This window comes from Gluconobacter cerinus (genome assembly GCF_002723935.1).
Lineage (GTDB): Bacteria > Pseudomonadota > Alphaproteobacteria > Acetobacterales > Acetobacteraceae > Gluconobacter > Gluconobacter cerinus.
On record NZ_BEWM01000003.1, the window covers coordinates 528,738 to 554,594 of the forward strand.

Annotated in this window: 21 protein-coding genes, 1 tRNA gene and 1 pseudogene; 13 read left to right on the plus strand and 10 right to left on the minus strand. The window is 54.6% G+C overall.

Features of this window, described 5'->3' with window-relative positions; all coding sequences use genetic code 11:
- Nucleotides 1–50: 50 nt before the first annotated feature.
- The gene (locus GCE01_RS09800; protein ID WP_099212668.1) at nt 51–428 is read right to left on the minus strand and encodes a DsrE family protein; all 378 of its coding nucleotides are present in this window, start codon (nt 426–428) and stop codon (nt 51–53) included.
- Nucleotides 425–1,198 carry a HesA/MoeB/ThiF family protein gene (locus GCE01_RS09805; protein ID WP_099212669.1) on the minus strand — a complete coding sequence of 258 codons (774 nt, stop codon included), beginning with the start codon at nt 1,196–1,198 and terminating at the stop codon, nt 425–427. The genes GCE01_RS09800 and GCE01_RS09805 overlap by 4 nt, the downstream gene beginning before the upstream one ends.
- Before the next feature lie 97 nt (nt 1,199–1,295).
- Here GCE01_RS09805 and GCE01_RS09810 point away from each other — a divergent pair, with 97 nt between their 5' ends.
- Nucleotides 1,296–1,829, plus strand: a complete 534-nt coding sequence (locus tag GCE01_RS09810) for a DUF2939 domain-containing protein (protein WP_099212670.1) — start codon at nt 1,296–1,298, stop codon at nt 1,827–1,829.
- A gap of 11 nt (nt 1,830–1,840) precedes the next feature.
- Here GCE01_RS09810 and GCE01_RS09815 read toward each other — a convergent pair whose 3' ends face one another.
- The gene (locus GCE01_RS09815; protein ID WP_046901696.1) at nt 1,841–2,065 is read right to left on the minus strand and encodes a DUF3126 family protein; all 225 of its coding nucleotides are present in this window, start codon (nt 2,063–2,065) and stop codon (nt 1,841–1,843) included.
- A 189-nt stretch (nt 2,066–2,254) separates the two neighbouring features.
- On the opposite strand from GCE01_RS09815, the gene GCE01_RS09820 reads away from it, so the two are divergent.
- Nucleotides 2,255–2,854, plus strand: a complete 600-nt coding sequence (locus GCE01_RS09820) for a hypothetical protein (protein WP_046901697.1) — start codon at nt 2,255–2,257, stop codon at nt 2,852–2,854.
- Between the two features lie 33 nt (nt 2,855–2,887).
- Here the strand turns inward: GCE01_RS09820 and GCE01_RS09825 are convergent, their stop codons facing one another.
- The 6 genes from GCE01_RS09825 to GCE01_RS09850 form a co-directional block, all read right to left on the minus strand.
- Entirely contained in the window at nt 2,888–3,589 is a 702-nt protein-coding gene (locus GCE01_RS09825; RefSeq protein WP_099212671.1) for a pyridoxine 5'-phosphate synthase, read from the minus strand.
- Nucleotides 3,586–4,584: a 4-hydroxythreonine-4-phosphate dehydrogenase PdxA gene (pdxA, locus tag GCE01_RS09830; protein WP_099212672.1), complete on the minus strand. Its 999-nt coding sequence runs from the start codon at nt 4,582–4,584 to the stop codon at nt 3,586–3,588. Before pdxA ends, GCE01_RS09825 begins: the two co-directional genes overlap by 4 nt.
- Nucleotide 4,585: 1 nt before the next feature.
- On the minus strand, nt 4,586–6,007 hold the full coding sequence (locus tag GCE01_RS09835) for a M20/M25/M40 family metallo-hydrolase (protein WP_099212673.1): 1,422 nt from the start codon (nt 6,005–6,007) through the stop codon (nt 4,586–4,588).
- Between the two features lie 4 nt (nt 6,008–6,011).
- Nucleotides 6,012–9,212, minus strand: coding sequence for a glycosyltransferase (locus GCE01_RS09840; RefSeq protein WP_099212674.1), 3,201 nt, complete (start codon nt 9,210–9,212; stop codon nt 6,012–6,014).
- 49 nt (nt 9,213–9,261) lie between these two features.
- Nucleotides 9,262–9,777, minus strand: coding sequence for a protein-export chaperone SecB (locus tag GCE01_RS09845; protein ID WP_046901702.1), 516 nt, complete (start codon nt 9,775–9,777; stop codon nt 9,262–9,264).
- Between the two features lie 127 nt (nt 9,778–9,904).
- The gene (locus GCE01_RS09850; protein ID WP_086633226.1) at nt 9,905–10,195 is read right to left on the minus strand and encodes a hypothetical protein; all 291 of its coding nucleotides are present in this window, start codon (nt 10,193–10,195) and stop codon (nt 9,905–9,907) included.
- 165 nt (nt 10,196–10,360) lie between these two features.
- Here GCE01_RS09850 and GCE01_RS09855 point away from each other — a divergent pair, with 165 nt between their 5' ends.
- From GCE01_RS09855 to GCE01_RS09910, 11 genes and pseudogenes are all read left to right on the plus strand, one after another.
- Nucleotides 10,361–10,693 (plus strand): lipopolysaccharide assembly protein LapA domain-containing protein, encoded by a 333-nt coding sequence (locus tag GCE01_RS09855; protein WP_086633227.1) that lies wholly within the window; start codon nt 10,361–10,363, stop codon nt 10,691–10,693.
- Between the two features lie 8 nt (nt 10,694–10,701).
- Nucleotides 10,702–11,412, plus strand: coding sequence for an orotidine-5'-phosphate decarboxylase (gene pyrF / locus GCE01_RS09860; RefSeq protein WP_099212675.1), 711 nt, complete (start codon nt 10,702–10,704; stop codon nt 11,410–11,412).
- Nucleotides 11,409–12,038: a phosphoribosylanthranilate isomerase gene (locus GCE01_RS09865; protein WP_099212676.1), complete on the plus strand. Its 630-nt coding sequence runs from the start codon at nt 11,409–11,411 to the stop codon at nt 12,036–12,038. Before pyrF ends, GCE01_RS09865 begins: the two co-directional genes overlap by 4 nt.
- A gap of 40 nt (nt 12,039–12,078) precedes the next feature.
- Nucleotides 12,079–12,169, plus strand: a tRNA-Ser gene (locus tag GCE01_RS09870).
- 414 nt (nt 12,170–12,583) lie between these two features.
- Nucleotides 12,584–13,339: pseudogene (locus GCE01_RS09880) on the plus strand (transposase); the annotation flags it as partial.
- A gap of 231 nt (nt 13,340–13,570) precedes the next feature.
- Complete coding sequence (locus tag GCE01_RS09885; RefSeq protein ID WP_099212677.1) at nt 13,571–14,800, plus strand: acyl-CoA dehydrogenase family protein; 1,230 nt, start codon at nt 13,571–13,573, stop codon at nt 14,798–14,800.
- On the plus strand, nt 14,800–16,167 hold the full coding sequence (locus GCE01_RS09890; RefSeq protein WP_099212678.1) for an LLM class flavin-dependent oxidoreductase: 1,368 nt from the start codon (nt 14,800–14,802) through the stop codon (nt 16,165–16,167). Before GCE01_RS09885 ends, GCE01_RS09890 begins: the two co-directional genes overlap by 1 nt.
- 52 nt (nt 16,168–16,219) lie before the next feature.
- Nucleotides 16,220–18,670 carry a TonB-dependent receptor gene (locus tag GCE01_RS09895; RefSeq protein ID WP_167386147.1) on the plus strand — a complete coding sequence of 817 codons (2,451 nt, stop codon included), beginning with the start codon at nt 16,220–16,222 and terminating at the stop codon, nt 18,668–18,670.
- Between the two features lies 1 nt (nt 18,671).
- Complete coding sequence (locus tag GCE01_RS09900; RefSeq protein WP_158092984.1) at nt 18,672–19,967, plus strand: MFS transporter; 1,296 nt, start codon at nt 18,672–18,674, stop codon at nt 19,965–19,967.
- Complete coding sequence (locus tag GCE01_RS09905) at nt 19,964–20,857, plus strand: TauD/TfdA dioxygenase family protein (RefSeq protein ID WP_099212679.1); 894 nt, start codon at nt 19,964–19,966, stop codon at nt 20,855–20,857. The genes GCE01_RS09900 and GCE01_RS09905 overlap by 4 nt, the downstream gene beginning before the upstream one ends.
- Before the next feature lie 335 nt (nt 20,858–21,192).
- The gene (locus GCE01_RS09910) at nt 21,193–23,250 is read left to right on the plus strand and encodes a phosphocholine-specific phospholipase C (protein ID WP_099212680.1); all 2,058 of its coding nucleotides are present in this window, start codon (nt 21,193–21,195) and stop codon (nt 23,248–23,250) included.
- Between the two features lie 68 nt (nt 23,251–23,318).
- On the opposite strand, the gene GCE01_RS09915 is transcribed toward GCE01_RS09910, so the two are convergent.
- Complete coding sequence (locus tag GCE01_RS09915; RefSeq protein WP_244591161.1) at nt 23,319–25,736, minus strand: TonB-dependent receptor; 2,418 nt, start codon at nt 25,734–25,736, stop codon at nt 23,319–23,321.
- Between the last annotated feature and the right edge of the window lie 121 nt (nt 25,737–25,857).

The following is a 25,857-nucleotide window of genomic DNA, read 5'->3' on the forward strand; positions in this document are numbered from 1 at the left end:
TCGGCAAGTCACCAAATCACAAAACTTCCGAATTGTCCGTATGTGGAAACTCATAGTGCCGTGATCGGGCGGTCTCCCGCCTGCTCCAGAAAGGTTACGATACCCCGGACAGAAACGGTTTCGACAAGGGCGTCTGGTTCGAGGCCGGCGAGAGCCAGGCCTGTTTCACATGCCATCAGTGTTACATCGAATTCGATCAAGGCGTCCCGCAACTCACGAAAACCCGGCACACCACGAGCGGCGAGTTCATCATCAGGAATAACGCCTGCAAGACCTGACCAGTCTTTCGCCAGCGCGTGAACACTTTTGCCGCCAGCAAAAATTGTAACTGCACGCCCCAAAGAGAGCATTCCAGCCGCAACGATAAAAGCATAGTGCGCGCGTTGCCAGGAATCGTCTGCCAGCGTCAGAAAAACAGGAGGTTTCACGCTGGTGTGCCTTCGTTATGGGTGTGGACTGGACAGGAGGGATCCCGGGCCAGAGCAAAACTCCGCATGGTTGCGCCCAGAGCATCCCAGATCATGAGGCGTGTTTCATTGCGCCCTTCAAGCTGCATAAGTTCGCGCATTACCTCAACAGCCATCAAACTCCCCATGACGCCTGTTGCCGCACCGAGTACCCCGGATTGGCCACATGTCGGGGCCTCGGTCTGTGCGGCTTCGGGGAACAGGCAGCGATAGCAGGGGCCGCCAGTCTGAGGTCTGAAAACGGCCAATTGCCCGGAAAATCCCTGAACGGCGCCAGAGACAAGTGTTCGGCCATATTTTACGCAGGCATCTGAGACAGCGAGGCGCGTCTCAAAATTGTCAGTGCCGTCGCAAATGAGGTCGTAGTGCGGAACAAGCTCGTCCAGCGTCTCTGCTGTTGCACGGGTGCAGTACGCCGTGACGCGAGATAACGGATTGAGCGCTGCAAGCCGTTCTGCGCCCGCTTCAGCTTTAGGGCGGCCAATGTCCTGTGTTGTGTAGAGAACCTGACGCTGAAGGTTGCTGAGCTCCAGATGATCGTGATCCATCAGGCCAATATGCCCGACACCAGAGGCGCCCAGTTGCTGCGCCAGAGGAGCACCTAGCCCTCCTGCCCCAACAATCAGGACCGAGGCCTGCCTGACCCGAGCCTGCCCCGTGGCGCCAACCTGCGGAAGTAAAATATGACGGGAATATCGCTCAAGTTCGGCATCAGAAAAATCAAGGTTCATCAGTACAAGATAATTGCTGACTTTTCAGACGGAAAGACGTTAGATTCACGGATGTCCACCTTCCCCTGATTTTCAGGGCCTGTGCGGAGGCTTGAGCGTGAAAAATTCTTTTTGGAAAATATCATACCGAGCCCGGCAGGGACTGGGTGTTACAGCCGGTGCGGTGCTGGCAGCTTACGCTGTTTCTCCGTTTCTGGCGCTGTGGGACATTGACCGTGCCATGAAAGGCAACAATCCCGCCAGATTGATTCCGCATGTGGACTGGAGTTCCCTGACGCATTCTCTCAAGGAGCAGTTCAGACCGCCCGTCCCTGCTTCAGACGATGATCTTCCGGATTTTGGGAGTTCATTTGCGGGCAATGCCATATCGAATGCCATCGATACAGAGCTTTCGCCCGCCACCCTCATGTCAACGGCGCATCAATTGATGCCAGCAAGGTCTTCCAGTTATTCTTCGGGAGGGGGCTGGCCAGTGCTTGGTGGCCTGCATGCTCATTTCGTAAGCCTGAACAAATTCGAGGCACAAGTTGACCAGCCCGGGCAGACGCCGTTCGTTCTGCACATGAAGTTCGAGCACTGGGGCTGGAAAATCACGCGATTTGAATTGCCGCAGTCTGCCCCTCGGCCCTAAATAAGGGCTGTTCAGGCCGGAGGAAGATCTTCCTCAAGAACTGTGATGTGAATGGCGTATGAGACTTCGCCTTCATCTTCGTCACGATGAACCGTGCCGATAACTTCACCTGAAACGGCAAGTTCAACACTCATTCCCTTACGTGCAGGCTTAACGACTGCGAGCTTCGGCGAGCCCAGAAGACGCTGCAGCGTCGTTTGAAGGCGTGTCACTTCGGAAAGGGTCATATCGGCCATGAGTGGCACTCCTGTGTTTGGCAAGGTCTTGCCCTGTAGCTCATCGTTACCCTTAAAGGAACCCGTCTCCCCTACCCTGAATGGGTTTCGTGTTGTAGAAATCGGGCTCTTTCTATTTTGCCCTGTCCATTCGGTCCTGTCCGGATTGGTTTAGGGCAGTCCATCCTGACCCCGCGCAAAGGAGACAGAATGCGCCCCTTCCTCTTCCGTACACTCGGAGCTCTCGCCACAACGGCAGCTCTTTCCGGATGCGGTTATTTTGATTCCCGTAATGCTCACAAAGCCCAGTTCGAGATGGTCGGCATGACCGGATATGATCTTCAGGCCTGCGCCGGTCTTCCAGGAAGCACCAAGAAGCTGAACGATACCACCGAGATCTGGCAGTATGATGGTACGCAGAGCACACCTACCATTTCTTCTGACTCAGGTCTGATTCCTGCACAGTCCATTATCAGCATTTATCAGTCTGCTTTTGGCGGCGGCGGCACAACTTGCCGTATGGTCCTTCGACTGGACCATGATCGTGTTTCCGAAGTGCATTATACGGGAAATGACGACGAATATATCGGCACTGACGGTATCTGCTCCATCATCACCCGTGGCTGTGCCCGCCAGAGAGAGTCGACGATGCATCGCGTAAATGCAGGTCCATTCGGTCCGGTCTCGGCCTTCCACCCACCGGCAACACCGGCACAGAGCACCTCGGCTACATACTCCGACCAGTCCGGAAAATATGTGCCGAAATTCACCGACGACAAAACACAGTCGGTTATTCAGCCAGCCAAGTAAGAACGAAAAAGCCGGGATTTATCCCGGCTTTTTTTATGGGCAGTTGATCAGATATTTCATTTTACGAACGGCTGGGCCCAAGCCATCGAAAACCGCCTGGCTGATCAGGAAATGCCCGATATTCAGTTCGGCTAGTCCTGGAAGTTTGGCTACAGGCGTCACGTTGTCATAAGTCAGACCGTGACCGGCATGGAGTTCCAGTCCGCAGTCTGTGACGATTCCAGCGGCATGCTGAAGGCGCTCAAGTTCTCCAGGCTGGTTGTGGGCATAAGCGCCTGTGTGAAGCTCCACAACCGCTGCGCCAAGCTCCGCCGAAGCTTCGATCTGGCGCTGATCCGGATCAATGAACAGAGAGACCCGAATACCCGCGTCTTTCAGGCGCGCAATCCGCGGGGCCAGTACTTCGCGATGTCCTACGACGTCCAGACCGCCTTCCGTCGTCACTTCCGTACGTTTTTCCGGAACCAGACAGCATGCGTGCGGCTTCAACAGGCAAGCGATCCGAACCATTTCCTGCGTTGCTGCCATCTCGAAATTCAACGGTGCTGCGAGTGCTTTGAGGCGCGGCATGTCTGCATCACGGATGTGTCGACGATCTTCCCGAAGATGCGCGGTAATGCCGTCTCCTCCCCATTTAAGGGCAAGCTTCGCGGCTTCTACAGGGTCTGGGTAAGCATCGCCGCGTGCATTTCGCAGGGTGGCAACATGATCGATATTAACACCAAGACGAATCATCGGTTGTCTCCCTTTTTATGACGGGACATGGAATCTGCCAGTCTGAGTGCTGCGAGAAGGCTGGATGGGTCAACCTGACTGTCTGAACGTCCTACCGGGCCCGCAATATCGAAGGCAGTGCCGTGATCTGGAGACGTCCTGATAATCGGCAAGCCAATGGTGACGTTCACGCCCTCAGCCATATCAAGCGTTTTCAGGGGAATAAGAGCCTGATCATGATACATACAGATCGCTGCGTCATAGCCCGGCCTCGCTGTTGCGCTGAACATTGTGTCTGGTGGGAACGGACCCATTACGGTCAGTCCTTGGGACTTCAATATGGCTATAGCTGGGCCGATGATGGTTTTTTCTTCCGTGCCCATCATGCCCTCTTCGCCAGCATGGGGGTTTAGGCCAGCGATCGCCAGGCGCGGCTGAGTGATACCAAAGTCACTCTGTAAAGCCTTGTGCGTGGCGAGCGTGACCGCAACAATCCGCTCAGTAGTCAGGCTCTCGATCGCCTGGCGTAGAGACACATGGATCGTCACTGGCACAACCCTAAGATGAGGGGACGCCAGCATCATGACTTCCTGCCCATCGCAATGACAGAGCGCTGCCAGAAATTCTGTGTGCCCAGGAAAGGAAAATCCTGCTGAGGCCAGAATATGCTTGGCAATTGGGTTGGTCGTGATGCCTGCCGCCTGCCCGCTCTGAACATATCGTACGGCCTGTTCAATGCTCGCAATGACTGCAGAAGCATTGCGTGAATCCGGCGTTCCAGGGACGACGGGAGCCAAACATTCAACTGGTACAACAGGCAAGGCATCGGAAAACACGTCTTGAGCATCTTCCGGCCCTTCAATCAGCTTGAAGGGTATCGCGTCGTTGAGAAGCGCTGGGTCACCAAGCCAGAAGAAAGTTGGCCCCGTTTCTCGCAGGGCCGTCCAAGCCAGGGCGGCCAGCTCCGGCCCTATCCCAGCCGGATCACCGAGGGTCAGGGCAATCGGAGCGTTCATGTCAGCCTGCGTCTGCGAGGGAAGCGATGATACGCGCCCAGGACCTCACACCTTTGTGGAAAGAGTCTAGGCCATATTGCTCATTGGGAGAGTGAATGCGGTCATCAGACTGTGCAAAGCCGACCATGAGCGCATCCAGTCCTAACGCGTCCCGTACTTCGCCAGCCACTGGGATGGACCCACCGCAGCCGATCGTAGCGGCAGGGATGCCCCATTCGTCAGTTAGAGCTTTCAGTGTGGGAGCAAGAAAGCGACTGTCACGGGAAACTTCAAAGCCGGGTGAGCCGCCATGCGCTGTAAATGTAACCTTGGCGTCTGCTGGCAGGGCAGCATTCACATGCGCGCGGAAGGTTTCGCGGATTTTGTCTGGTTCCTGCCCCGGCACAAGCCGGAAGGACACTTTCGCCATTGCTTTTGCGGGAAGGACTGTCTTGAAGCCCTCGCCTTCGTATCCGCCAGAAATACCGTTAATTTCGCAACTTGGGCGGCACCAGGTCTGCTCAATGGCGGTATAGTCCTTTTCCCCGGCCGCGACGGATAGGCCAGCTTCTTCCAGTAGGGCCGCATCATCTGGAAACAGTGTTTTCCATTGTGCGCGTGTCTCTGGGGACGGGTCCTGAATGCCGTCGTAGAACCCAGGAAGGGTTACACGTCCGTCAGCATCGCGGAGTGAAGCCAAAATCTGACACAACAGGGCAATAGGATTGGCTGCAGCGTTGCCGTAGATGCCTGAATGCAGGTCATGAGAGGCACATTCGATGATGATTTCTTCCGCCATCATGCCTCGGAGTGAAGTCGTAATGCCGGGGGTCTGCCGGTCGGCCATCGACGTGTCACATACCAGAGCGACATCGGCCTTCAGCTCGGCAGCGTTCTCCTGAAGGAATGGCAGGAGATTGCTTCCTCCGCACTCTTCCTCACCTTCCAGGAGCACACTAACCTGCACCGGGATGGACCCGTGGACAGTTTTCCACGCCCGGCAAGCCTCTAGGAAGGTCATGACCTGGCCTTTATCATCGCTTGCCCCACGTGCCACGATGACCTTGCGTCCAGACGGTTCTTCTACAAGCCGTGGTTCGAATGGAGGTGCCTTCCAGAGATTTTCCGGGTCAGTCGGTTGCACGTCATAATGGCCGTAGAACAGGACATGCGGCTTGCCTGCCTGGGTAGTATCATGAGCCACGACCATCGGGTGTCCGGGGGCTGCCCAGCGAACTTCACGTATATCCGCGGTGAGACCCATGCTTGCCATATCTGCCTGAAGCCACTCCGCTGCTTCACGGCAATCTGCAGCGTGTGATGGCTGTGTGGAGATGCTTGGAATTCTCAGGAGGCTGAAAAGCCGCTCGACAGAGGCATCAAGCGTCGTGTCGATATGTGAGAGGACAGCGTCCAGAGCGGAGGTGTGAGAAGTGGTCGTCATTAGGTCAAAGTTCCGAAAGCGGTAATGAAATTCCGACGCGCGGGGCGAGCGTCTTTGCCGACGCTACGTCACCGTGATCTTCGTCATCAGAGATTGGCGCGGGTGTCGGGGTGTCAGATATTTTACGGGGTTGCAGCCGGATCGGAGCAGGCGCAATGGGCCCTGCAGGTTTGTTCTGCCGGATCATGCGTGGCGGATGGGTTTGAGCCGGCAGAGCGTCCTGGCCGCTTGCCAATGCCAGAATGGCATTGAGCTGCTGGTCGAAGCGGATTGCTTTCGACGTCTCGGAAACTGTGTGACGAGACTGATTGCTGATTTCGTTCCAAAGTGCCTGATCTTGATACAGGCGCACGATTGCATCAGCAAACCTGTCGGGATCACAGAAACCGCCAGATACGCAATCTTTCCCATCTTCCCAATTCAACTGGGCTCGTGTTGTTTCTGTCAGTACTGCCGGTAAACCTGCAGCCGCAGCTTCAAGAATTTCCTTGGCAGAAGCGCTCATGACGCGTGATGGATCAACCAGGATGCGGCGAGAACGATACAGAGCGCTCATATTCACAAGGGACGGCAACGGCTCGACAAGCGAGGCACGTGTGTAGGGTGTTAGATCGACATCATCCCCAATCTGGCCCGCGATCAGAACTGTTGCGTCTGGCGGAAGCCGTCCCTCGAGTTTCTGAATAACGTCGAGCATGAACCAGTTCAGGCCGTCATGTACTGCATTTCCAGCATCAAGTACGGGTAAGGCAAACAGAATGCCGGAGCGTTCACTGAAGCCCGGCGTACTCGCGAGAGGGGTAACTGGCAGTTGGTCCAACTGCCTGACATTGCCGTAGCCAAGTTGACGGAGACTGTCTGCTTCCGCCTCATGGCTGGTGACCAGGACCTGACACATCCAGGCATCTGCAAGTTCCTGATCGAGGTCATCGAGCATCTGCTCACGGTCATCAACTGCTCCGACCCGTTTGCGGAGATATGTTTCTTCCGCGCCTGTTCCATCCAGGTCCAGAACGATGTTTAGTTCAGGCAGAGTAGCGGCATGTGCGCGAAGAACTGTAGCGGTACGTCGCAGCGCGCTGCTGCCACTTACCCAGATCATGTCAAAAGATCCGCTGCGGTCGCGTAGGAAATCAGACAGCTCGGTAATATCGCTGTCGTTCATGATTTCGATGTCGGCCGGAAAATCCAGAGCGGTCGTTACAGTATCCGTGACGTCTCCGTCGATTGGAAAGACCGTAACGTGGTGTCCCTTCTGGCTTAGCGCGAGAACAAGATCCTGCCGTCGTAGATGGGGAGATCCCAGTGAGCGATGTGGCAGTCTGTCGCACAGAAAAAGAACGGTTGACACGCCAGATGCAAAACGTGCCTTGAACAGTGAACTGCCCTGCATGGGGTGTCTGGAAAGAAGGGACGAGAAGCGCCGCCGCAACCAGTTCTGATTGCGTGTCAGGAAATCGGCTGGAAGTGCGGTTGGGGGTCTGGTTCGATCAAGGATTGACGGGTCATAAACGATTTTCCCGCCGTGTTGACGTAAGGCCAAGCAGAGGGAAAGCAGTCGTGCTTCCGAGCCGATGCAATTCTGATCAATGCTGCCGCATTCTGCGAGTTTCTGCCGACGACAAAACAGCATGCCAACCGAAATGGCGTCTACCTGACGGCAGAACCCGATTGTGGGTTCGTTTGCCTTGGCGCCGGTGCCAAAGCGCAGTGTAGAGGCATCACGCCATACCACTGTTCCAGCTTCCAGCACGCGCCCATCGAGACCGAGGGACTGTCCACCAACGGCCCAGATATCAGGTGTCTTAAAGGCCTGAAGGGCGGCTCTAATGGTCCCCGGAAAGGGCTGCGTTCCCGGTTCTATCAGGAGTACAATTGGAGCGCGCGCTGCTTCTACGCCCAGATTGACCTGTTCGCTGCTGCTTGCGCGGAACGACGGACGCAGAACGCGGATCCCTTTGACAAAACGCTCGATCTGCGCGGTCTCATCCGTTGATCCGGCGTCAACGATAATGACATCGAGAGTGCCTGCGCCGTTGGCATGCAGGGCCGCGAGACTGGAAAGTGTGTCCAGAAACTGGTTGGCCACCGGGATGATGACACTGACTTCCGCCGGGCGAATAAGGCGGAAATCAAGGGGCGCTCTGACGATGGACGGAATAAGTGTTTCGGCGCGTCGCAGGTCCAGATTCTGGTACTGCTGTGCGGTGGCATCCGGGATGTCTTCTTCTACACCAAGGGTGCTCTGTGATTGTACCCAGAGCGCAAAAATGTCTCTGAAATGCCGTTCCCTGAGTTTTCTTTGAACGCCAGGGTGGTGAGCAAACGCCTGGAGATCTACCCCCGTTTGCGGGACACGCATTTCCCGTGCGCCAAACCGGATGAAATGCTCGTACCCGTTCCGGAAGCCACCGTCCGCTACGATCGCGGCGACATCTGGATACAGCTGAGCATAGTGCGCTTCGCTGAACCATTGGTTCGGACTATACGCGACGGGATTTGAGTTTGTCAGATAGTGATGAAGAGCGTTGAGAAAGAGGCCCTGCTCTACTGCTTTTGCGACATCGGGATATGTAGCGAGATACCACTCCGGGTCGAAATACCAGGAACTACGGCATAGACCTGCTTCAGATGACATCAGGAACTGCCGAAAGTCTCCCTTTCCGTAATCGTATGACAAGCCTCGGCTCAGGCTCGCCATCCGGAAGACAGAAGTTTCGAAAAAGGGATGTGCCTGTCTGTGCTCGTGTTCGCCGTCGGTCAGGTAATGATCATATCCGTTGCTGAACCCCTGAGAGATCAGGACAGGCAAACTGACGTCTGGATTGCGGCTAAAGTAGTCCGTTTCTGAAAACAGCCAGTGCGGCGAGCGGCTGCGAAAGCCACTTTCACAATAGTGCAGAAAGCCACAGCTGAAGACGCCGTAACTGATCCCGTCTCGAACGTCCGGATTTTGACGAAGATACCATTCCTCATCAAAGAACCGGTTTGGTGAAAGGCCTTTGCTGGCGCCTTTTTCAAGCCAGTGAGTTTCCATCGCCTCATTGCTGAGGTTCAGCGGCAGACCGTCATCGCTCAGAAGCTTTTCTTCGCGCAGAACGTGAGCATAGCGTGTCCGGTACCATTCCGCATCAAAGCGTCCCCACACGGGGGGACGGCTACCGGAAAAAGCCGGGGAAGCTAGGATGTAGTCTTTCAGGCTCATGCGGACCGTTTCCTCTGCGCGAAACTCTTACTTCAGTGCCAGCAGTATTTCAGTTCTGTTGAGTGCGGCGGCTTTGCCAGAGATCATGGAAGTTGATCGGTTGGATATTGCCCACAGGGAAGCCTGCTTCCCGGATCGTATTAAGCAGGATCATTCTTGCGGACGGGAACAGATACCCAGGAGCATTGACCAGCAGCAGAGGTTCGACATCTGCCTGTGTGACCAGACCAGAAAGCGCAAAGAGACCCGCATAAGCGATCTGAAGCTCATAAAGCGTACGGGCATTGTGTGTGGCTGACTGCGGGGCGTCCAGACCCTGAGCACGGATCACCAGCGTGACTTCGAAATTCGGGTGCCCTCCCGGAAGCTGCCGGGCTGTCACGTCGACTGTCATGCCGATATGGGGCTCGCCTGAAATATCGCGATAGATGTCAGGCGTATTCTGTACGTCGATGGACAGTGTGCGAAGGTATTGAGAGCCAAGGACGAGTGTAGGGGCAGCAGCCGGGCTTGCAGAAACGCCCGAAGCGCCCTGAAGTGTGTCTGCGTGATCGTGATCGTTCATCCTGACCTTACCTTGTAAGCTATGCACGGTGTCCTGCGTAGTCGTCTGAAAGCGCAGCAACATGTCTGAAATAGTCTTGTGTCATGAGGGCGGCATTTTGGCTACCCGGCAACACTTTCTGCTGATCTCAAATGAACCTGCCACGTAGCATTCCCAAAGCTGGCAACGGCGCCCATCGTTTGGGTAATTCGGCCCGGCGTATGCGCTCGATATGATAGACGGGCGGTGGTTGCTGCTCACTGATAAGAAATCGCGAGTAAGTCCTCACCTGAGCCATGCGCCACTGGCAGTCAGCTTCAGCGGCCTTTTGGGATAGATGAATATCTGCGACGACTTTGCGCTTTCCCTGTGAAGCAATGACAGCCCAGAGAAGATCAGCTTTTGGAAGTGTCGGTCGGAGGGGGATGACTTCGGACACAGCTCTCCCTTTCAGTGAGGCGCTGAGAATGTTATCGCCTTAAAGGAACGTCAGCATCGGTGCTTGGTTATGTTCCAGACGCAAGCACATCATGAGTGCTGACAGGAAATCAATCCTCCCGTGGTGCGGTTCTTGCCTCACGGGCAGCACGAATAGGACATTCCTATGCTGAGACTTCTTTTTATTGTCATCTTTCTGGCCGTATTGATCGTATTCGCCCTGAGCAACACGGACCTTGAGCCGATCTGGCTGATTTCTTTTGGCTGGCATCTGTCCGTGGGTACGCTCGCGCTGGGCATCGGTGTCGTGGGACTGATCTTCGGGTTTCTCACGGGCTGGGTGGGTGAGTTTCGTCAACGCTCCCGAGCTCGTCGCTCCGAAGCGCACGTCCGCACTCTGGAAAGCCAGCTTGTTGAGCTGCACCAGCGCCTTGATCGCCTCCAGACCCCGCCTGTTGCTGCCACGACAACAGTGTCCTCACCTGAAAACCGGATCTGACTTCACCCATGACCAAGCGCACCCGGCTGATTGCCGCTTTTGATACAAACAGTCGAACGCAGGCAGAAGAGTGGTCTTCAAGTCTTGGGCATGCTGTTGATGCCATCAAGCTTGGCCTCGAATTTACGTATGCCTGTGGTCTGGATGCCGTTAAGTCCGTGTCTGCCGGGCATGAGTTGTTTCTGGACCTCAAACTGCATGATATTCCCAATACTGTAGCTTCGGGACTGTCCGCATTGGCGCCATTGCGCCCTGTCCTGACAACAATTCACGCCTGTGGCGGCACCGAGATGATCTCACGGTCCCGCGAAGCCTTGGAGCAGGCTTTTCCGAATGACGAAAAGCGCCCCAAACTGCTAGCCGTAACTGTTCTGACGAGCATGGATGAAGCTGGACTTAGAGAAACCGGCGTTGAGGCTACGCCACGGGAACAGGTTCTGCGTCTTGGTAAACTGGCCATTCGTGCCGGCGCGGATGGCCTTGTATGCTCGGCACATGAGATTACTCTTTTGCGAGACGCTTTGGGCGATGATCCGGTTTTGGTTGTTCCCGGCATTCGGCCAGAGGGTAGCGCTTCCAACGACCAGAAGCGCATCATGACGCCCACTCAGGCAGCAAAAGCAGGAGCGGACTGGATTGTTGTAGGTCGCCCGATCACGCGTTCGCCCAATCCCGCAAAAGCTGCGGCAGCTATTATGGCTGAGCTTGCGAGCGTATGACGAAAGTTAAAATCTGCGGTGTGCGAGATGTCGCGACCATGCAGCTTTGCGCCAGTTTAGGCGTCGACTGGGTTGGCTTCGTCTTTCATCCGGCATCACCGCGATACGTTTTGCCGGAACAGGCCCGCCGGTTGCATGAGAGTGTGTCAGGCGGTCTTACACCCTCTCGTGTCGGGTTGTTCGTCAAAGCCGATGACAAAACAATTGAGCACACTCTGCAAACAGTGCCGCTCAATGTTTTGCAGATTTACGATTCAGTTGAGCGTGCAAAAGAAATCAGAAGTCGATTTGGACTTCCCGTCTGGTTGGCACGCGGGATGAAGTCCGCTTCGGATCTTCCTGTTCGCGCTGAGGTTGACGGATATGTCATTGAAGCCCCGCGGCAGGATGGAGACGATCGTCCGGGCGGCCTTGGGCGCACATTCGATTGGGCCTTGACCCAGGAATGGAAGGCTCCAGCCTTCTGGATGTTGGCAGGTGGCCTGACGCCTTCCAATGTTCAAAACGCTATTAATGCCAGTTCAGCGCCCGCTGTGGATGTGTCTTCGGGTGTTGAAAGCCGTGTGGGTGAAAAATCTCACAAATTAATTGAACAATTCGTCGAAAAAGCCCGCATAAGGGGTTGATCTTCAAACAGACCTTTCGTAAACACCACCTCGCTCGACAGGAGAGATGGCCGAGCGGCTTAAGGCGCACGCTTGGAAAGCGTGTGTACGTTAATAGCGTACCGTGGGTTCGAATCCCACTCTCTCCGCCAACTATACCCCCACTATTAGTGACCGTTATTGACCAAGGGCAGCCATTTCTGCCCTTTTCGTTCATCGGGTTTGTCCATTAATGATGAGAACAAAACACGAACTTTAATCGTGATAGGGGATACCTATGGGGGTATCGTTTGAGGCGTGGGAGTATCGGTGCTGACAGACGTAGCAATCCGCAAATCTTTCCCGCGGGAATCTTAGTATAAACTCAGCGATGCGCAGGGTTTGCACCTTATTGTTCGCCCGAATGGCGCTAAGATCTGGTGACTGGAATATCGGTTCGGCGGAAAAGAGAAGACACCCTCGTCCAGTGTCTATCATAAGGACGGCTGGAGGTTCGAAAAACCCCTTGGTTTTAAGGTTGCCTCTGTAATTCTGTTTTCCTCCGCGTACATTGGAGAGAGGATCGCATGAAGCAGGTGGACTTCTTTGATGTTGTAGAGCAGCTGGCTCGCCTGCGTGGGTTTGTGATTAACTCGAAGCCTTTTCCCGGACTGTGGATTTTGAAGTGTTCCGCCCGCCCTGACCTGAAAGGGTCTTTGGCCCATGTGGATGGGGGAAAAGCGGACGGTCGCAGTTTGACCCGGTGTTGATGTTCAAAATTCTGGTGATCCACGCGCTGAACAATTTGTCCGACGAACGAACGGAATATTTGATCAACGATTGCCTATCCTTTACGCGTTTGCTGATGCTTGGGCTGTCGGACCGCGTGCCGGACGCCAAACGGCCTGGCTGTTCCGTGAGCGATTCAGTTGAGCCGGTGCTATCGACATGCTGTTCAACCGGTTTGATGCGATCCTGCAGGACACCATTGATCTACCGATGTCAGGTCAGATCTTGAATGCGACATTGGTTGCAGTTCCAAAGCAGCGCAAGACAAACGCTGAGAAGACGGATCTCCGGTAAGGCCGGCTCCCACAGGACTGGCAGAACAAACCCTCAAAGCTGTCTCATAAAAACAGCCATGCGCGCTGGATGCTGAAGTTCATCAAAGCGACAGGATGATGGAACATGTCGTGCAACGGATTTTGCCATTCCCGTTCATTGGTTACAAATCGCATATTTCTGTTGGCCGGAAGTTCAGGTTAACCCGGGAATGGACAGCGACCGATACGGCAGCCAGTGATGGCGCCAGGCTACGCGAGCCAAAGACCCCTGTCACAAACCGAAATTTTCAATCATCTACAATATTTTAACCATATAAAATAGTTAAAATATTTAATAACTATGAGTTTGACACAACAAAAGAATCACCACACAGTTTATTTGATATTCAATAATAACGAAACGGTATAGTTTTATGTTTGTCGTGTTGGCCAACTCCTGTCCTCCGATGATGCCGGGCTCTCCCCTGCTTTCACTCCCTTTGTTCGGACCGCACGCCACAGGTAGACACCATGACCTACATATCCGCTCCTCTTCCTAATCTCTCCCTTCTCTGGGGACGGGATGCGCGTGAAAATACTCCGCTTCACGAGCGGTTTTCTGCCGTTTTCGAGAAAATTCGGAAGCAGGCTCTTCAGGCCGAACTGAACCGCGAACTTCCTTTCGAGCAGATCCGCCTTCTCAAGGAGAGTGGTTTCACGGCGCTCCGCGTTCCCGTAGCGCATGGTGGCCTTGGTGCCAGTCTTGAGGATCTGTTTTCTCTTATTACAGCGTTGGCCAAGGCCGATTCAAACGTTGCGCAGGCGCTCCGAGCCCATTTCGGCTTCGTTGAGCATCTCCTGTTCGAACCCGATGGCCCCTATCGTACGAAATGGCTCGATCGGCTTGGAGCCGGACAGACCGCAGGGGCCGCAGCGGCTGAAGGCCCGGCGTCCAAGCGTGATCTTTTCAGCACGACCCTGTCCCAAAGAGATGGCCATTGGGTCATTAACGGCTCGAAGTTCTTCACGACCGGTTCGCTCTATGCCGACTGGCTGACTGTTACCGGCACAACGGAAGATGGCCAGACCGTCAAAACACTGGCTGCCCGCAATGATCCCGGCCTGGAAATTGTGGATGACTGGGACGGTGTTGGGCAACGCCTGACCGCCAGCGGCACGGCACATTTCCGTGACGTCCATACCGAAGACGCCGATCTGCGTTACGGCAACACGGCCTTCCCGTATTCCCAGGCATTTTTCCAGCTCTATCATCTGGCTACTGTTGCCGGGATTGCGCGCTCTGCTGCAACGGACGTCGCGGATGCCGTGCGTCGCCGCAAACGCACCTTCAGCCACGGGAATGCAGACCTTCCCGCAGAAGATCCGCAAATACTCGAAGTTGTCGGTCATGTCTTCAGTGGCGCCTATATCGCCGGTGCAGCTGTGGAACGCGCTGCCCGCGCCATTCAGGCCGTTGCGGATAGTCCTGCCTCGGAAATCGAACTTGCGGTTGCGCGTGCCGAACTCGAAGTCTGGCAGGTACAGGATCGAATTTTGCCGCTGGTTCTGGAAGCCACGACGGCTTTGTTCGACGCGCTAAGCGGTGGTGCAACCTTGCGCGTCGTCGGATTGGATCGACATTGGCGCAACGTTCGCACGCTGGGTAATCACAACCCCCGCGTCTATCGCACACGCGTGGTTGGGGACTACGCTGTCAATGGAACCCTGCCCCCCGCTCAGTGGCGCGTGGGGGTGGCGTAATGGGACAGCACATCATCCTCAACGGCTTTACGATGGCCACGGTCTCGCACCTGAATTACGGCCTGTGGCGCCATCCCGCTGACCAGACACATCGTTATAAGGACATCAGCTACTGGACTGAGCTGGCACGCACACTCGATGACGCTGGGTTCGATGCCCTGTTTATCGCGGATGCCCTCGGCCAGATTGATGTTTACGGCGGTCGTCCAGACGCTGCCCTGAAGCACGGTATCCAGTCCCCGCTGATTGATCCGCTTCTGTTGGTGTCCGCCATGGCCGCCGCGACGACGACGCTTGGTTTTGGCATCACGCTGTCCACGACTTACGAGCACCCTTATCTGCTCGCCCGCAAGCTGACGACGCTCGACCATCTGACGAAGGGCCGTCTGGGCTGGAACATTGTGACGTCGCAGCAGGAAAGTGCGGCTCGCAATCTTGGATTAGACCATCAGATACCCCATGACGAACGCTACGACCGTGCGGACGAGTTCATGAGTGTTGTCTACAAGTTGTGGCTGAAATCCTGGGAAGATGGTGCTGTCATTCGAGGCCAAACGGCTTCAGGTGAGTGGATCTACACCGATCCGGCAAAAGTTCACCCTATACGGCATGATGGCCAGTACTACCGCGTTCCAGACGGCCATACGGCAGAGCCCAGCGCGCAACGGGTTCCCGTTCTGCTTCAGGCAGGCGCTTCAGCCCGGGGTGGCGCATTCGCGGCGCGACATGCTGAAGTCATTTTCATCGTTGGTGCCGGCGCAGAAGGGACACGAAAGAATGTCCGGCGTATTCGTGAGGACGCTGCTCGCGAAGGTCGCGATCCAGGCAGCCTGCGCTTCATTTGCGCCGCAGCAGTCGTAGTCGCGGAGACTGAGGAAGACGCTATTCGCAAATTTGCGGAATACAAAGCCTTCTACGATGCCACCGGATCGCTCATCCACTACTCCTCAATGACGGGTGTGGACTTCTCGAAGAACCAGACAGACGAGGTCCTGACCTATCGTCCGACAGAAGCTAGCCAGTCTGTCCTTGAACAGTTTGACCCTGCCATCAGCGGTCGTTCATGGACTATTGCAGAAGCCACAAGCCCGGCAGAAGGCTTTGGCCGTGCCAAAACTTTCGTCGGGACAGGTGAAACCGTCGCGGATCAGATTGAGCAGTGGCTCGAGGAATCCGAGACCGACGGCCTCAATCTGATCCAGCTCGTTAATCCGGACAGCTACAAAGACTTCATCCGCCTCGTTCTGCCGGAACTGAAGCGTCGTGGCCGTATCAAGCCCAAGGACGGCAAGACGCTGCGTGAAAGGCTTTTCCCGCAGAATACGTCCGCACACCCAGCTCCCGACCATCCGGCCTGGCGCTGTTGACCCTCCCAAGACCTGAAAATTCCCGTTTCCTGTATCTTGTGAGTGTATCTCCATGCCCGCATTTTCATTTTCCAGCCGTAGCGCCAGTGGCTCCGTTTCTCTGATTGCCCTGCTGACCCTCTCGGTTAATACCTACGCTTTCGCTGATACTGCTTCTCCGGCCACCAAGATGGGCACAAATCCGCGTCACGGCACGCCTGCACTGCCTGCTCATAAATCGGCTGCATCCCGCGCCATCAGCGCCAAAGCAACCGAGAGCATTGGAGTGGAAGGACACCGGCAGGCTAACTGGGTGTCCAATCCGGTTTCTGCTGTTACCATTCGCGAATATGCCGCCGGGACCAATCCGCTCAAGGCCCTCACCCGACTACCTGGCGTTCTGTTCAATTCCGGTGATCCGCAGGGCGTGAACACCTGGCAGAACTCCTTCCTGATGCACGGCTTCGATCAGAGCCAGATCGGCATGACGCTGGATGGGATTCCGCTTGGAGACCAGCAATTCAGCAACGTTAACGGCCTGAGCCCGACCTCCGCTATTTCATCTGAAAATATTGAGCGTATGGATGTTTCGGCGTCTACCGGTTCGGAGAGCGTGGCCAGTACGTCCAATCTGGGCGGTACGGTGCAGTTTATTTCACGCGATCCGTCTCACAAACGTGGGGGCAGTGTGAACCAGACCTTCGGGAGTAATGCGACCTACCGGACGTTTGTGCGTCTCGAAAGCGGCGATCTGAACCGTCAGGGAACGCGCTTCTATGTCTCTTATGCCCGCAACGACACCACCAAATGGCGTGGTGGGCAGGACCAGTTCATGCAGCAGGTCAACGCCAAGGTTTTGCACCCTATCGGCCAGGACAGCCGCATTACAGCCTACTTCAACTACACCGATATGCAGATGCAGAACTATCAGGACTACAGCCTGGATATGTTCAATAATGGTGGCTACGCGATCGATAACTTCATCGGGCAGCCCGGCGGCTATGAAAAGGCATATCGTCTCGCTCTGGCCCAACGTGGGCTTCCGGGAGGGCAGGTTCCTGCAGCCTATGCCAACCTCAAGAGCCCTTACACCGCGTCTTATTACGAGGGCGCCCAGATGCAGCATTCCTATGTTGGGGGTGTATCGGCCGACCTTGCCCTGACTGATCGCTTGCGCTGGCAGAGTACGGTCTATGGGCATCGCTCCTATCAGCGCGGTTCAGTCGCAAGCCCTCTGATCTCGTCCCCTAACGGAGCGCCTCTGATCGATCAGGTTACCCAGCCCGATACGAACCGCTTCGGCTTCACGACGTCCCTGTCCTATCGCATCGCGCATAACGTGCTGAATGCAGGTCTTTGGTATGAAAATACCCATTTCGACATTAGTAAGCCGCTTTACCAGCAGCCGCTGCTGCAGGACGTCCTCGACGGGACCGCAACACCCGTCAACGGGCTCGACAACCTCAAGAACCCTTTCCAGAATGGCTACCGACAGGTCTTTAATACCAACACGTTTGTCGCTTATTTCCAGGATACCTATCACGTTACCAGCACCATCGCGCTCCATGCTGGTTTCCGATCCGTCCTGAACACGACCCGCGTCGGCGCGCTGGCCAACTGGGAAACTTACACCCGCACGACCGCTATCGCTGGTGGAGACTCACTTACGTCCAGCAAGCCTTTCCTGCCGCATTTCAGTGGGGAATGGCGTTTCGCTCCGGGCCATCAGCTCTATTTCGATATCGCGGAGAACGTGAAGGTTTATCCCGTCTCGGGTTATAACAGCGGATCCTCGCCGTTTTCGACCTCACAGGCCGCCTATCAGGCCTCCAAAAGTACGCTGCGTCCCGAAACGGACTGGAATTTTGCAGGAGGCTATCGTTATACGGGCCGCCTCGTCAGCGGTTCGCTCTACGGCTATCACACGATCTTTTCCAACCGGCTGCAGCGCATCTCCACCGGTCCAACAACCCAGCCGTACACCACCATCCAGAACGTCGGTGGTGTGACGATGACCGGTGTGGATGGTGCCGTCACGCTTACACCCGTTAAGGGGCTGAGCCTGACCAACAGCATCAGCTACAACCACGCCGTCTATGACAACAACATTACTCAGACCGTCAACGGATCGCGGGTGACTTACAATATCCGCGGCCAGCAGGTCGTGGCCTATCCGCGTCTCATGTATCACGCTGACCTGTCCTACACCTGGCATGATCTTCAGGCGCATATTGAAGCCCAGTATGTCGGCAAGCGGAATCTTAGCTACACTGGCGACACGAAGGTCCCGTCCTACTGGCTGACTAATTTCGGTGCACGTTACGACCTGAGCAAACAGTTGCACCGCTTGTCTCACACGGGCTTTCTCCAGCACCTCTCGGTAGACCTGAACGTCTATAACCTGACGAACGTAAAATACATCTCCACCATGGGGCAGAACGGTTACCCTATGGCTGGTGATTACCAGTCTGTCGTCCTCGGTGCGCCACGCCAGTATTTCGGCGCTGTTCATGCGGATTTCTGACATGCAGACGACATTTCCTGCCGCTCCGCTTCTGCCAGCCAGCCGCTTGCCCCGGAGCTTTACCCTCCAGTATGCCGGCCTTCTGGTCTTCATGATCGGGGATGGCGTCGAGGTCGGCTATCTGTCGCCGTTTCTGGTCCAGACAGGGCAGACGGAGCACTTCGTAGCTCTTCTCTTCACAGCCTACGGACTCTTCGCTGCTTTGGCGGCCTGGTTCTCGGGATTGCTGTGCGACATCTTTGGTAGTCGCGCCGTCATGACGGCTGGTCTGTTATTCTGGATCGTGCCGCAACTTCTGTTTCTTGGCGTTGCTATTCCGGCTCATTCTTCAGCCTTGCTACTCTTAACCTACGGGTTGCGAGGAGCGGGATATCCGCTGTTTTCCTATGGACTGCTGACCCTGCTCGTCACCACGATCCGTCAGGACCGGTTGGGTCGTGCTGTCGGTCTGTTCTGGTTCTGCTTTACCTGCGGTCTGCCCACGGTTGGTTCTATCGTGGCGCAACTCCTGCTTCCCGTTTACGGCCAGTACATTACACTCTGGATCGCCCTTCTCGGGGTGGGAGCAGGTGGCCTTCTTGCCGTCCTGCCGCTGCCTACTACGCCACGCGCAGAGAAAGGCAGCCTGAAAGACATAGGCCCTACCCTGCGCGAAACGGTTCGTCAGATCCGTCACAATCCGGGCGTCGGTCTGGCGTGCATCGTGCGGGCGGTCAATTCCAGCGCTACGCATGGCCTGATCGTCTTCATGCCGTTCTTTTTCACGGGCCGTCTGGGCTTGTCCCAAGATGTATGGATACGCTTTCTCGAAATCATCTTCGCCAGCAACATCGTCTTTAACCTGCTGATCGGTTTCGCCAGCGACTATATTTCATGGCGGCAGACCATCATCTGGTTTGGCGGTATCGGGAGTGCCGTGAGTTGCGTTGGTTTGTATTGGATCCCGCTGCTGTACGCCCACAGTAGCCTGCTCGCGGTTTATGGCTCTGCCGCAGTTTTTGGCATGACGCTTGCCGGATATGTGCCGCTTTCGGCTCTGACACCGTCTCTTCTGCCGGATCACAAAGGTATCGCCATGTCCCTGCTGAACCTTGGTGCAGGGAGTAGCGTCTGGATCGGGCCTTTCATTGTTTACCTTTTTGAAGGCGCTGTCGGCACGCAGGGAATTATTCTCATCTATGCCGCACTGTTCCTGGCTAGCGCAATCCTGACCTTTTTCATTACGCCTCCGTCTCTCACGCGACCTGACCGCACCAGTAGTCAGGCACTCCCCCAATCCGAAGGAGTTCCCTCATGACACAGCTTACGATCGAAAAGGTCACATCCCGTATCGGCGCCGTCGTCCATGGGATTAACGCCCGCGAACTTCTGCCTGAAGCACACAAAGCATTCATCCATGATGCTCTGCTGCGCCATAAAGTGATCTTCCTGCGCGACCAGTTCCTTGATGATGCCCAGCATGAAATGTTCAGTCGTGTCTTCGGAGATCCAATCCTTCACCCGACCATCCCGGCAGCCGCAGGGACGCCCTATACGTTCGAACTGAACTCCCACAACGGTCGTTCCACGGATTCCTGGCACACAGACGTCACTTTCGTGCCTGCTTATCCCAAAGCCTCGATCCTGCGCGCTATCACGATCCCGCCTTATGGCGGCAGCACACTTTGGGCGAACACAGCCACGGCCTATGACGATCTCCCCGCGCCGCTGCAGCAGCTTGCCGACACACTTTGGGCCGTTCATGGCAACGACTACGATACCAATTTCTACAAATACGACACGCGCCACGAGGAAATTGCGGACTTCCGCGCTCGTTTCATTTCACGCCTTTACGAGACAGAGCACCCGGTCGTGCGCGTTCATCCTGAGACCGGTGAGCGCACCCTTATTCTGGGCCATTTCTTCAAGGAAATTCGCGGCATCCCCACGCAGCATGCCAACCGGCTGCTGGAGATCTTCCAGTCTTACATTACGCAGATTGACAACACCGTTCGTTGGAACTGGAAACCGGGTGACGTTGCCATCTGGGACAACCGCGCTACCCAGCACTATGCCACAGCCGATTTCGATACTCATCCCCGGCTCCTGCGTCGTATCACCGTGCGTGGCGATATCCCTCTCAGCATTACCGGAGAAAAGAGCCGTCTGCTCAAAGGTCCCGATAATGGCCAGGATCTGGATCATTAATTCTAGGGGCGGGTAAGCCGACAAATAATATAAAATCAGGACGACGTGCGTGGGAAGAAGGGCGTGGCGTCAGCACTGTCACACGATAAAAGTAATATTTTCAGAATACCTCCCAATAAGGAGTGAATATTCCCTATCTTGTATTAAAAATTCCTAGTGAGTGAGGTCACAGGTTCTATTCCGATGTCGATTGTCCGCAGGTGGATGTTTTTTGCCGGAAGAACACAATCGTATGCGCAAAGATGTTCGCCTGCGGCCTTTTAGGGAGCTTATAAAATTCACATTACTTCCTGACGAAACCCAATAAAATTTAAAAAATTTATTGGAAAGAGAGCATGCCTCAAGATCGTCGTGCGTTTTTAAAGCTTTTGGGAACTGGGTTTGCCGCAACCGCTCTTCAAAGCAGTATTCGGAACGCAATGGCTTTGCCTGCTAACAACAGAACAGGATCTATAAAGGATGTGGACCACATTGTTATCCTGATGCAGGAAAACCGCTCTTTCGATCATTATTACGGTACGCTTTCGGGGGTTCGAGGCTTTGGAGATCCACGCACTGCGCGGCTACCCAACGGAAAACCTGTTTGGCGGCAACCACATGGCGATGGAGAGCTCCTTCCCTTCAGGCCCAAACAGGAAAATCTTGGGCTAAGCTTTATTGGAGATACCCCTCACGACTGGAACACAACACATCGTGCCTGGAATGAAGGACGATGGGATGACTGGATCGCGCATAAAACCACTACGACGATGATCCATTTCAATCGGACGGATATTCCCTTTCATTACGCACTCGCAGACGCTTTTACAATCTGCGATGCCTATTACTGTTCCGTCATGGGTCCTACCTACCCTAATCGTAATTACATGTTCACCGGATGGACCGGTAATGACGGTAAAGGTCATGGCCCCCAACTTGAAACCGATGCCTTGGTCTGTGATTGGCCAACTTATCCTGAGCGGCTGGAAGCAGCAGGACTATCCTGGAAAATCTATCAGGATAGTGGATCGGGGCTGACGGCGGAAAATGGCTGGGGAGATGACCCGGATCATTACATCGGCAATTCTGCCAACAACACTCTTCTTCGCTTTGTCAAATATCAGACCGCCCTTCCTCACGAGCCGCTCGCTCTGAAGGCTCGCACCGGAACTAATATTGCCGTTTCAGGGACTTTGTTCGACGACCTGCAAAAGGATGTCACGGCCGGTACCCTGCCTCAGGTTTCCTGGCTGATGTGTCCCAATGCCTACGATGAGCATCCAAACTGGCCAGCCAATTATGGCGCCTGGTTCATATCACGTGTCATCGACACTTTGACCTCCAATCCGGAAGTGTGGAGCCGGACGGCTTTGTTCCTGACTTACGATGAAAATGATGGCTTCTTCGATCATATTGTCCCTCCTGCCCCACCCGTAAGCCCGGCTCATGGTCAGTCTACAATTTCTGTTGACCATGAGATTTTTGCTGGCAGCGCAACTCACGACGCAGGACCTTATGGACTGGGCCCGCGAGTACCGATGCTGGTGATCTCGCCATGGAGCAAAGGAGGATGGGTCAATTCAGAAGTTTTCGATCATACGTCCCTCATCCGATTTATCGAGCGTCGTTTTGGTGACGAACATCCGGAGCTGATTGAGGCGCAGATTACACCTTGGCGCCGCGCGATATGCGGAGACCTCACATCTGCTTTTGATTTTTCAAACCCGAACAGCTCTTTGTCATCGCTTCCTCTCACAGCTTCATATGAGCCGCCAGATCGTGTCGCTCACACCAACTCGGTCGTGAAACTGCCGCTCGAACAAATCATGCCTCGTCAGGAAGCTGGCACACGACGGGCACGGGCGCTTCCCTATGATCTCCACGTTACGACATGGCTTCTCCCGTCGGAGCATCAGTTAAAATTGAAATTCCAAAATTCAGGCAGCGCAACAGCCGTTTTTCACGTCCGGGATCAATCAGGGATGACGCGCCCGAGGTTCTATACCGTTGAGCCGGGGAAAAGCCTTGAGGATCACTGGCCGATATCGAAACCTGGCCATTATGACATCGATATTCATGGCCCTAATGGTTTTTTTCGTCAGTTTTCAGGGCAAGTGACTGATCAAAAACAAGCCTTCAGGCTGACAAGCGTGTCCAAACCCGCATCACAACGTTTGCTTCTGATTTTCGATGCCGCGTTGGCGGATTTCTCGGTGGAAGATGGGTATAGTCAGCGCAAGACATCGCATACCGTGAATGCCACTCCCGCCCAAATCGAAATTGACACAACAGACGCGCATGGATGGTACGATCTAACCATAAGAAGTAATGGAATGATCTGTCGTCTTTGCGGTCATATTGAAAATGGCCATCACAGCATAACTGATCCTGCGATTGGTCAACAGACCGTCTGAAATAGTCAGAGCCCGAAAGCGTACAGCTGCTTTCGGGCTCACAAGTTTGCAACTAAATCATCGGGTAGTTAGAAGTCTGCCGCGAGCGTCACAACTGCAGTGAATGCTGAGCCGACCACGTAAGTTGGTGTTGAAGCACTGACAGTATTTCCAAAAATACCTTTCTGTTTTACAGCGGTCAGTCCAAAGCCACTGATAGATGACAGGTAATTCACGCCTCCCATATTGACGAGGTTGAGCATGATTTTCGGATGAACGCGCGTGTTGAAGGACGGGAGAGTGCGACCAAGATTCAGGTCCGCAGTCATATACCCAGGAATTTTCTGATCGTTCATCAGTGTTGAATACTGTGCGCCCTGATAACGCAGGTTGAAGTTACCAAAATAGACGCCGTCGTCATATGTCAGGCCAATAGCGCCGCTCCATTTCGGGGCACCAGGATCCTGCTTTCCCTTTGTGGGCAGGTAATCTGTGCCGGCATCAACATTGTTGCCAATGCGGGTATGGAGAAACTGGCCAGAGGCATAAGCACTGATGTGATGCCATGGGCGTGTTCCGATTTCCCCTTGGAATCCCCATGCCTCTTCACCGCCAGCGGCAATCTGCGTGCTGATAAGGACGCTGGTTCCTGGCAGGTAAGATGAGCTACCGATCTGGTGATTGGTCAAGTTGTAGTGGAACCATGACGCAGAAACATTGATGGGCCCATTATGTCTGTAACCTACCTCCTGTCCAATGAAGTACTCTGCACCAAGATTTTTTGACGGTGTGCTCGAAGGGGTTGCTGACGTCATTGAAAACTGTGGAACGTAAGGGCTCCAACCGGCCGGCAATCTGTAGGATGTCGTCGCATTCATGTAGACTTGATCGTTCTTGGTGATGTGGTAACTGGCCAGCAACTGAGGGGTAGGTTCAAAATAGTTCTTCCCAGCCTTGTAGGGATCAGCACCAGGAAGGTTCTGTGTGGCACTGACGGACGCCATGGAGGCCTTGAACCCGGCGTCTATAAGGAGCTTGTCTCCAAGCAGGCTAAGTTTGTCGTCCAGCCCGATTGCATTGACCTGTTGAACGGTATTTTCCTGATAACCCGTAATGGCCACACCGTTAACCGTCAGATATTTTTGGCTATAGCTCCAGTCTCCAGACGGAGACAACGCATATTGATGCTGGTATTCGGTATGGTTCCCGTATGAATACCAATAAAACAGTGAAAGTGTGTTATGCTTTGTCTTCCAGTCAAGATTGGTTGTGAAGCCGCTGGTGTTTTGCTTCCAGGGATGCACGCTCTCGACGGTGACTTTACCGGATTGACCCTCATATCCGTCCAAGGTCCCATACTGCTGGGTACCAAGATAACCGCCTGCAATGGGGATGGTTGATCCGTAGTTATTGGGGCCTCTCTGGAACGTCGTATAGGGCTCGATGTGGAGCGTCAGTTCGTCAGAGAGTTTGAAATCATTATGCATTGCGCCGAATACGACGTTGGTAAAGCGTTCGTTTATTTTATAATAATTCGTATCTCCCGCAGTGTAAGTTCCAGTATAATTGAAGCTTGTTCCATACTGCTTCCACTGAGACAGGCTCGGGTTTCTGTAAATATTCTGATGTGAACGTGTGTAACCAAAAACGATGTCTGTGCTGCTTCCCGGGGCCCACCGCTTCTCAACGTTGGCATCCACATGATAGCGCTCGATCTTGCCCGGCCCCCTCCATACGTTAGCAGCTGAGTGAGAGAAGGACGCAAATGCGCGGACGTCACTGTGCCCGATTTCACCTGTGTTCAAGCGGAGAAACTGCTTTTGCAAGCTGTGCGTTCCGCCTGACAGGTCAATATATCCCCCGAATTTATCGGTGGGACGAATTTCCTGCATCGAAACTATTGCTCCGTCCGCATTGTAGAGCGGAGCAGTAAGGTCAACCGATCCTTGCGTGACCTTGACTGAAGCAAGGTTCTCGTTGTCGACCATGGATGTCGCCCACGGCGCATAGCTGAAGGCATCTGAAACGGGTACACCTTCGAACAGAAACCCGATCTGAGACTGGTCAAGGCCCCGGATATGCATGGTTTCAGTCTCAGTATTGATAGGGCCTTCGTTCCCAGCCTGAACGCCTGGCAGACTGGCAATTAGCTGCGTGGGAGAGATAGTGGGAACCTGTTTGGAAATATAGGCGCGTGACACCTCACTGACCGAAACAGGCGCGCTTTGCCTGACCAGAAGGCCCCCTCCCACATTATGCTGCTGAGCACGTACATTGAATTCTTCGGCCTTGGACCGCGATTCAATCTGATGTGTGGGGACACGCCGACTGGATGGTGTCTCCGCTTTTGGATGGGGTACCACTTTATGATGCGAAAGAATTTTTGTTGGGGCCCCGGCAAACGCGTCCCCATCAATAACGGTGAGACCACAGGTCACCATGATGCAGGAGGAAAGAAGCCGCCGTCGGAAGAGGCTATGGGAGGCCTTTGAACGTTTAGTGGTCATCGTTATCCTGGAGAGATCAATGTCTCAGAGAGCGAGCGTCGTGGGCGCCCACGACATCGTTCGTAATGAACGGGCAATCTTTTACGGGAGGCGTAAATCTCTGTGTGTGATGCTTTTATGA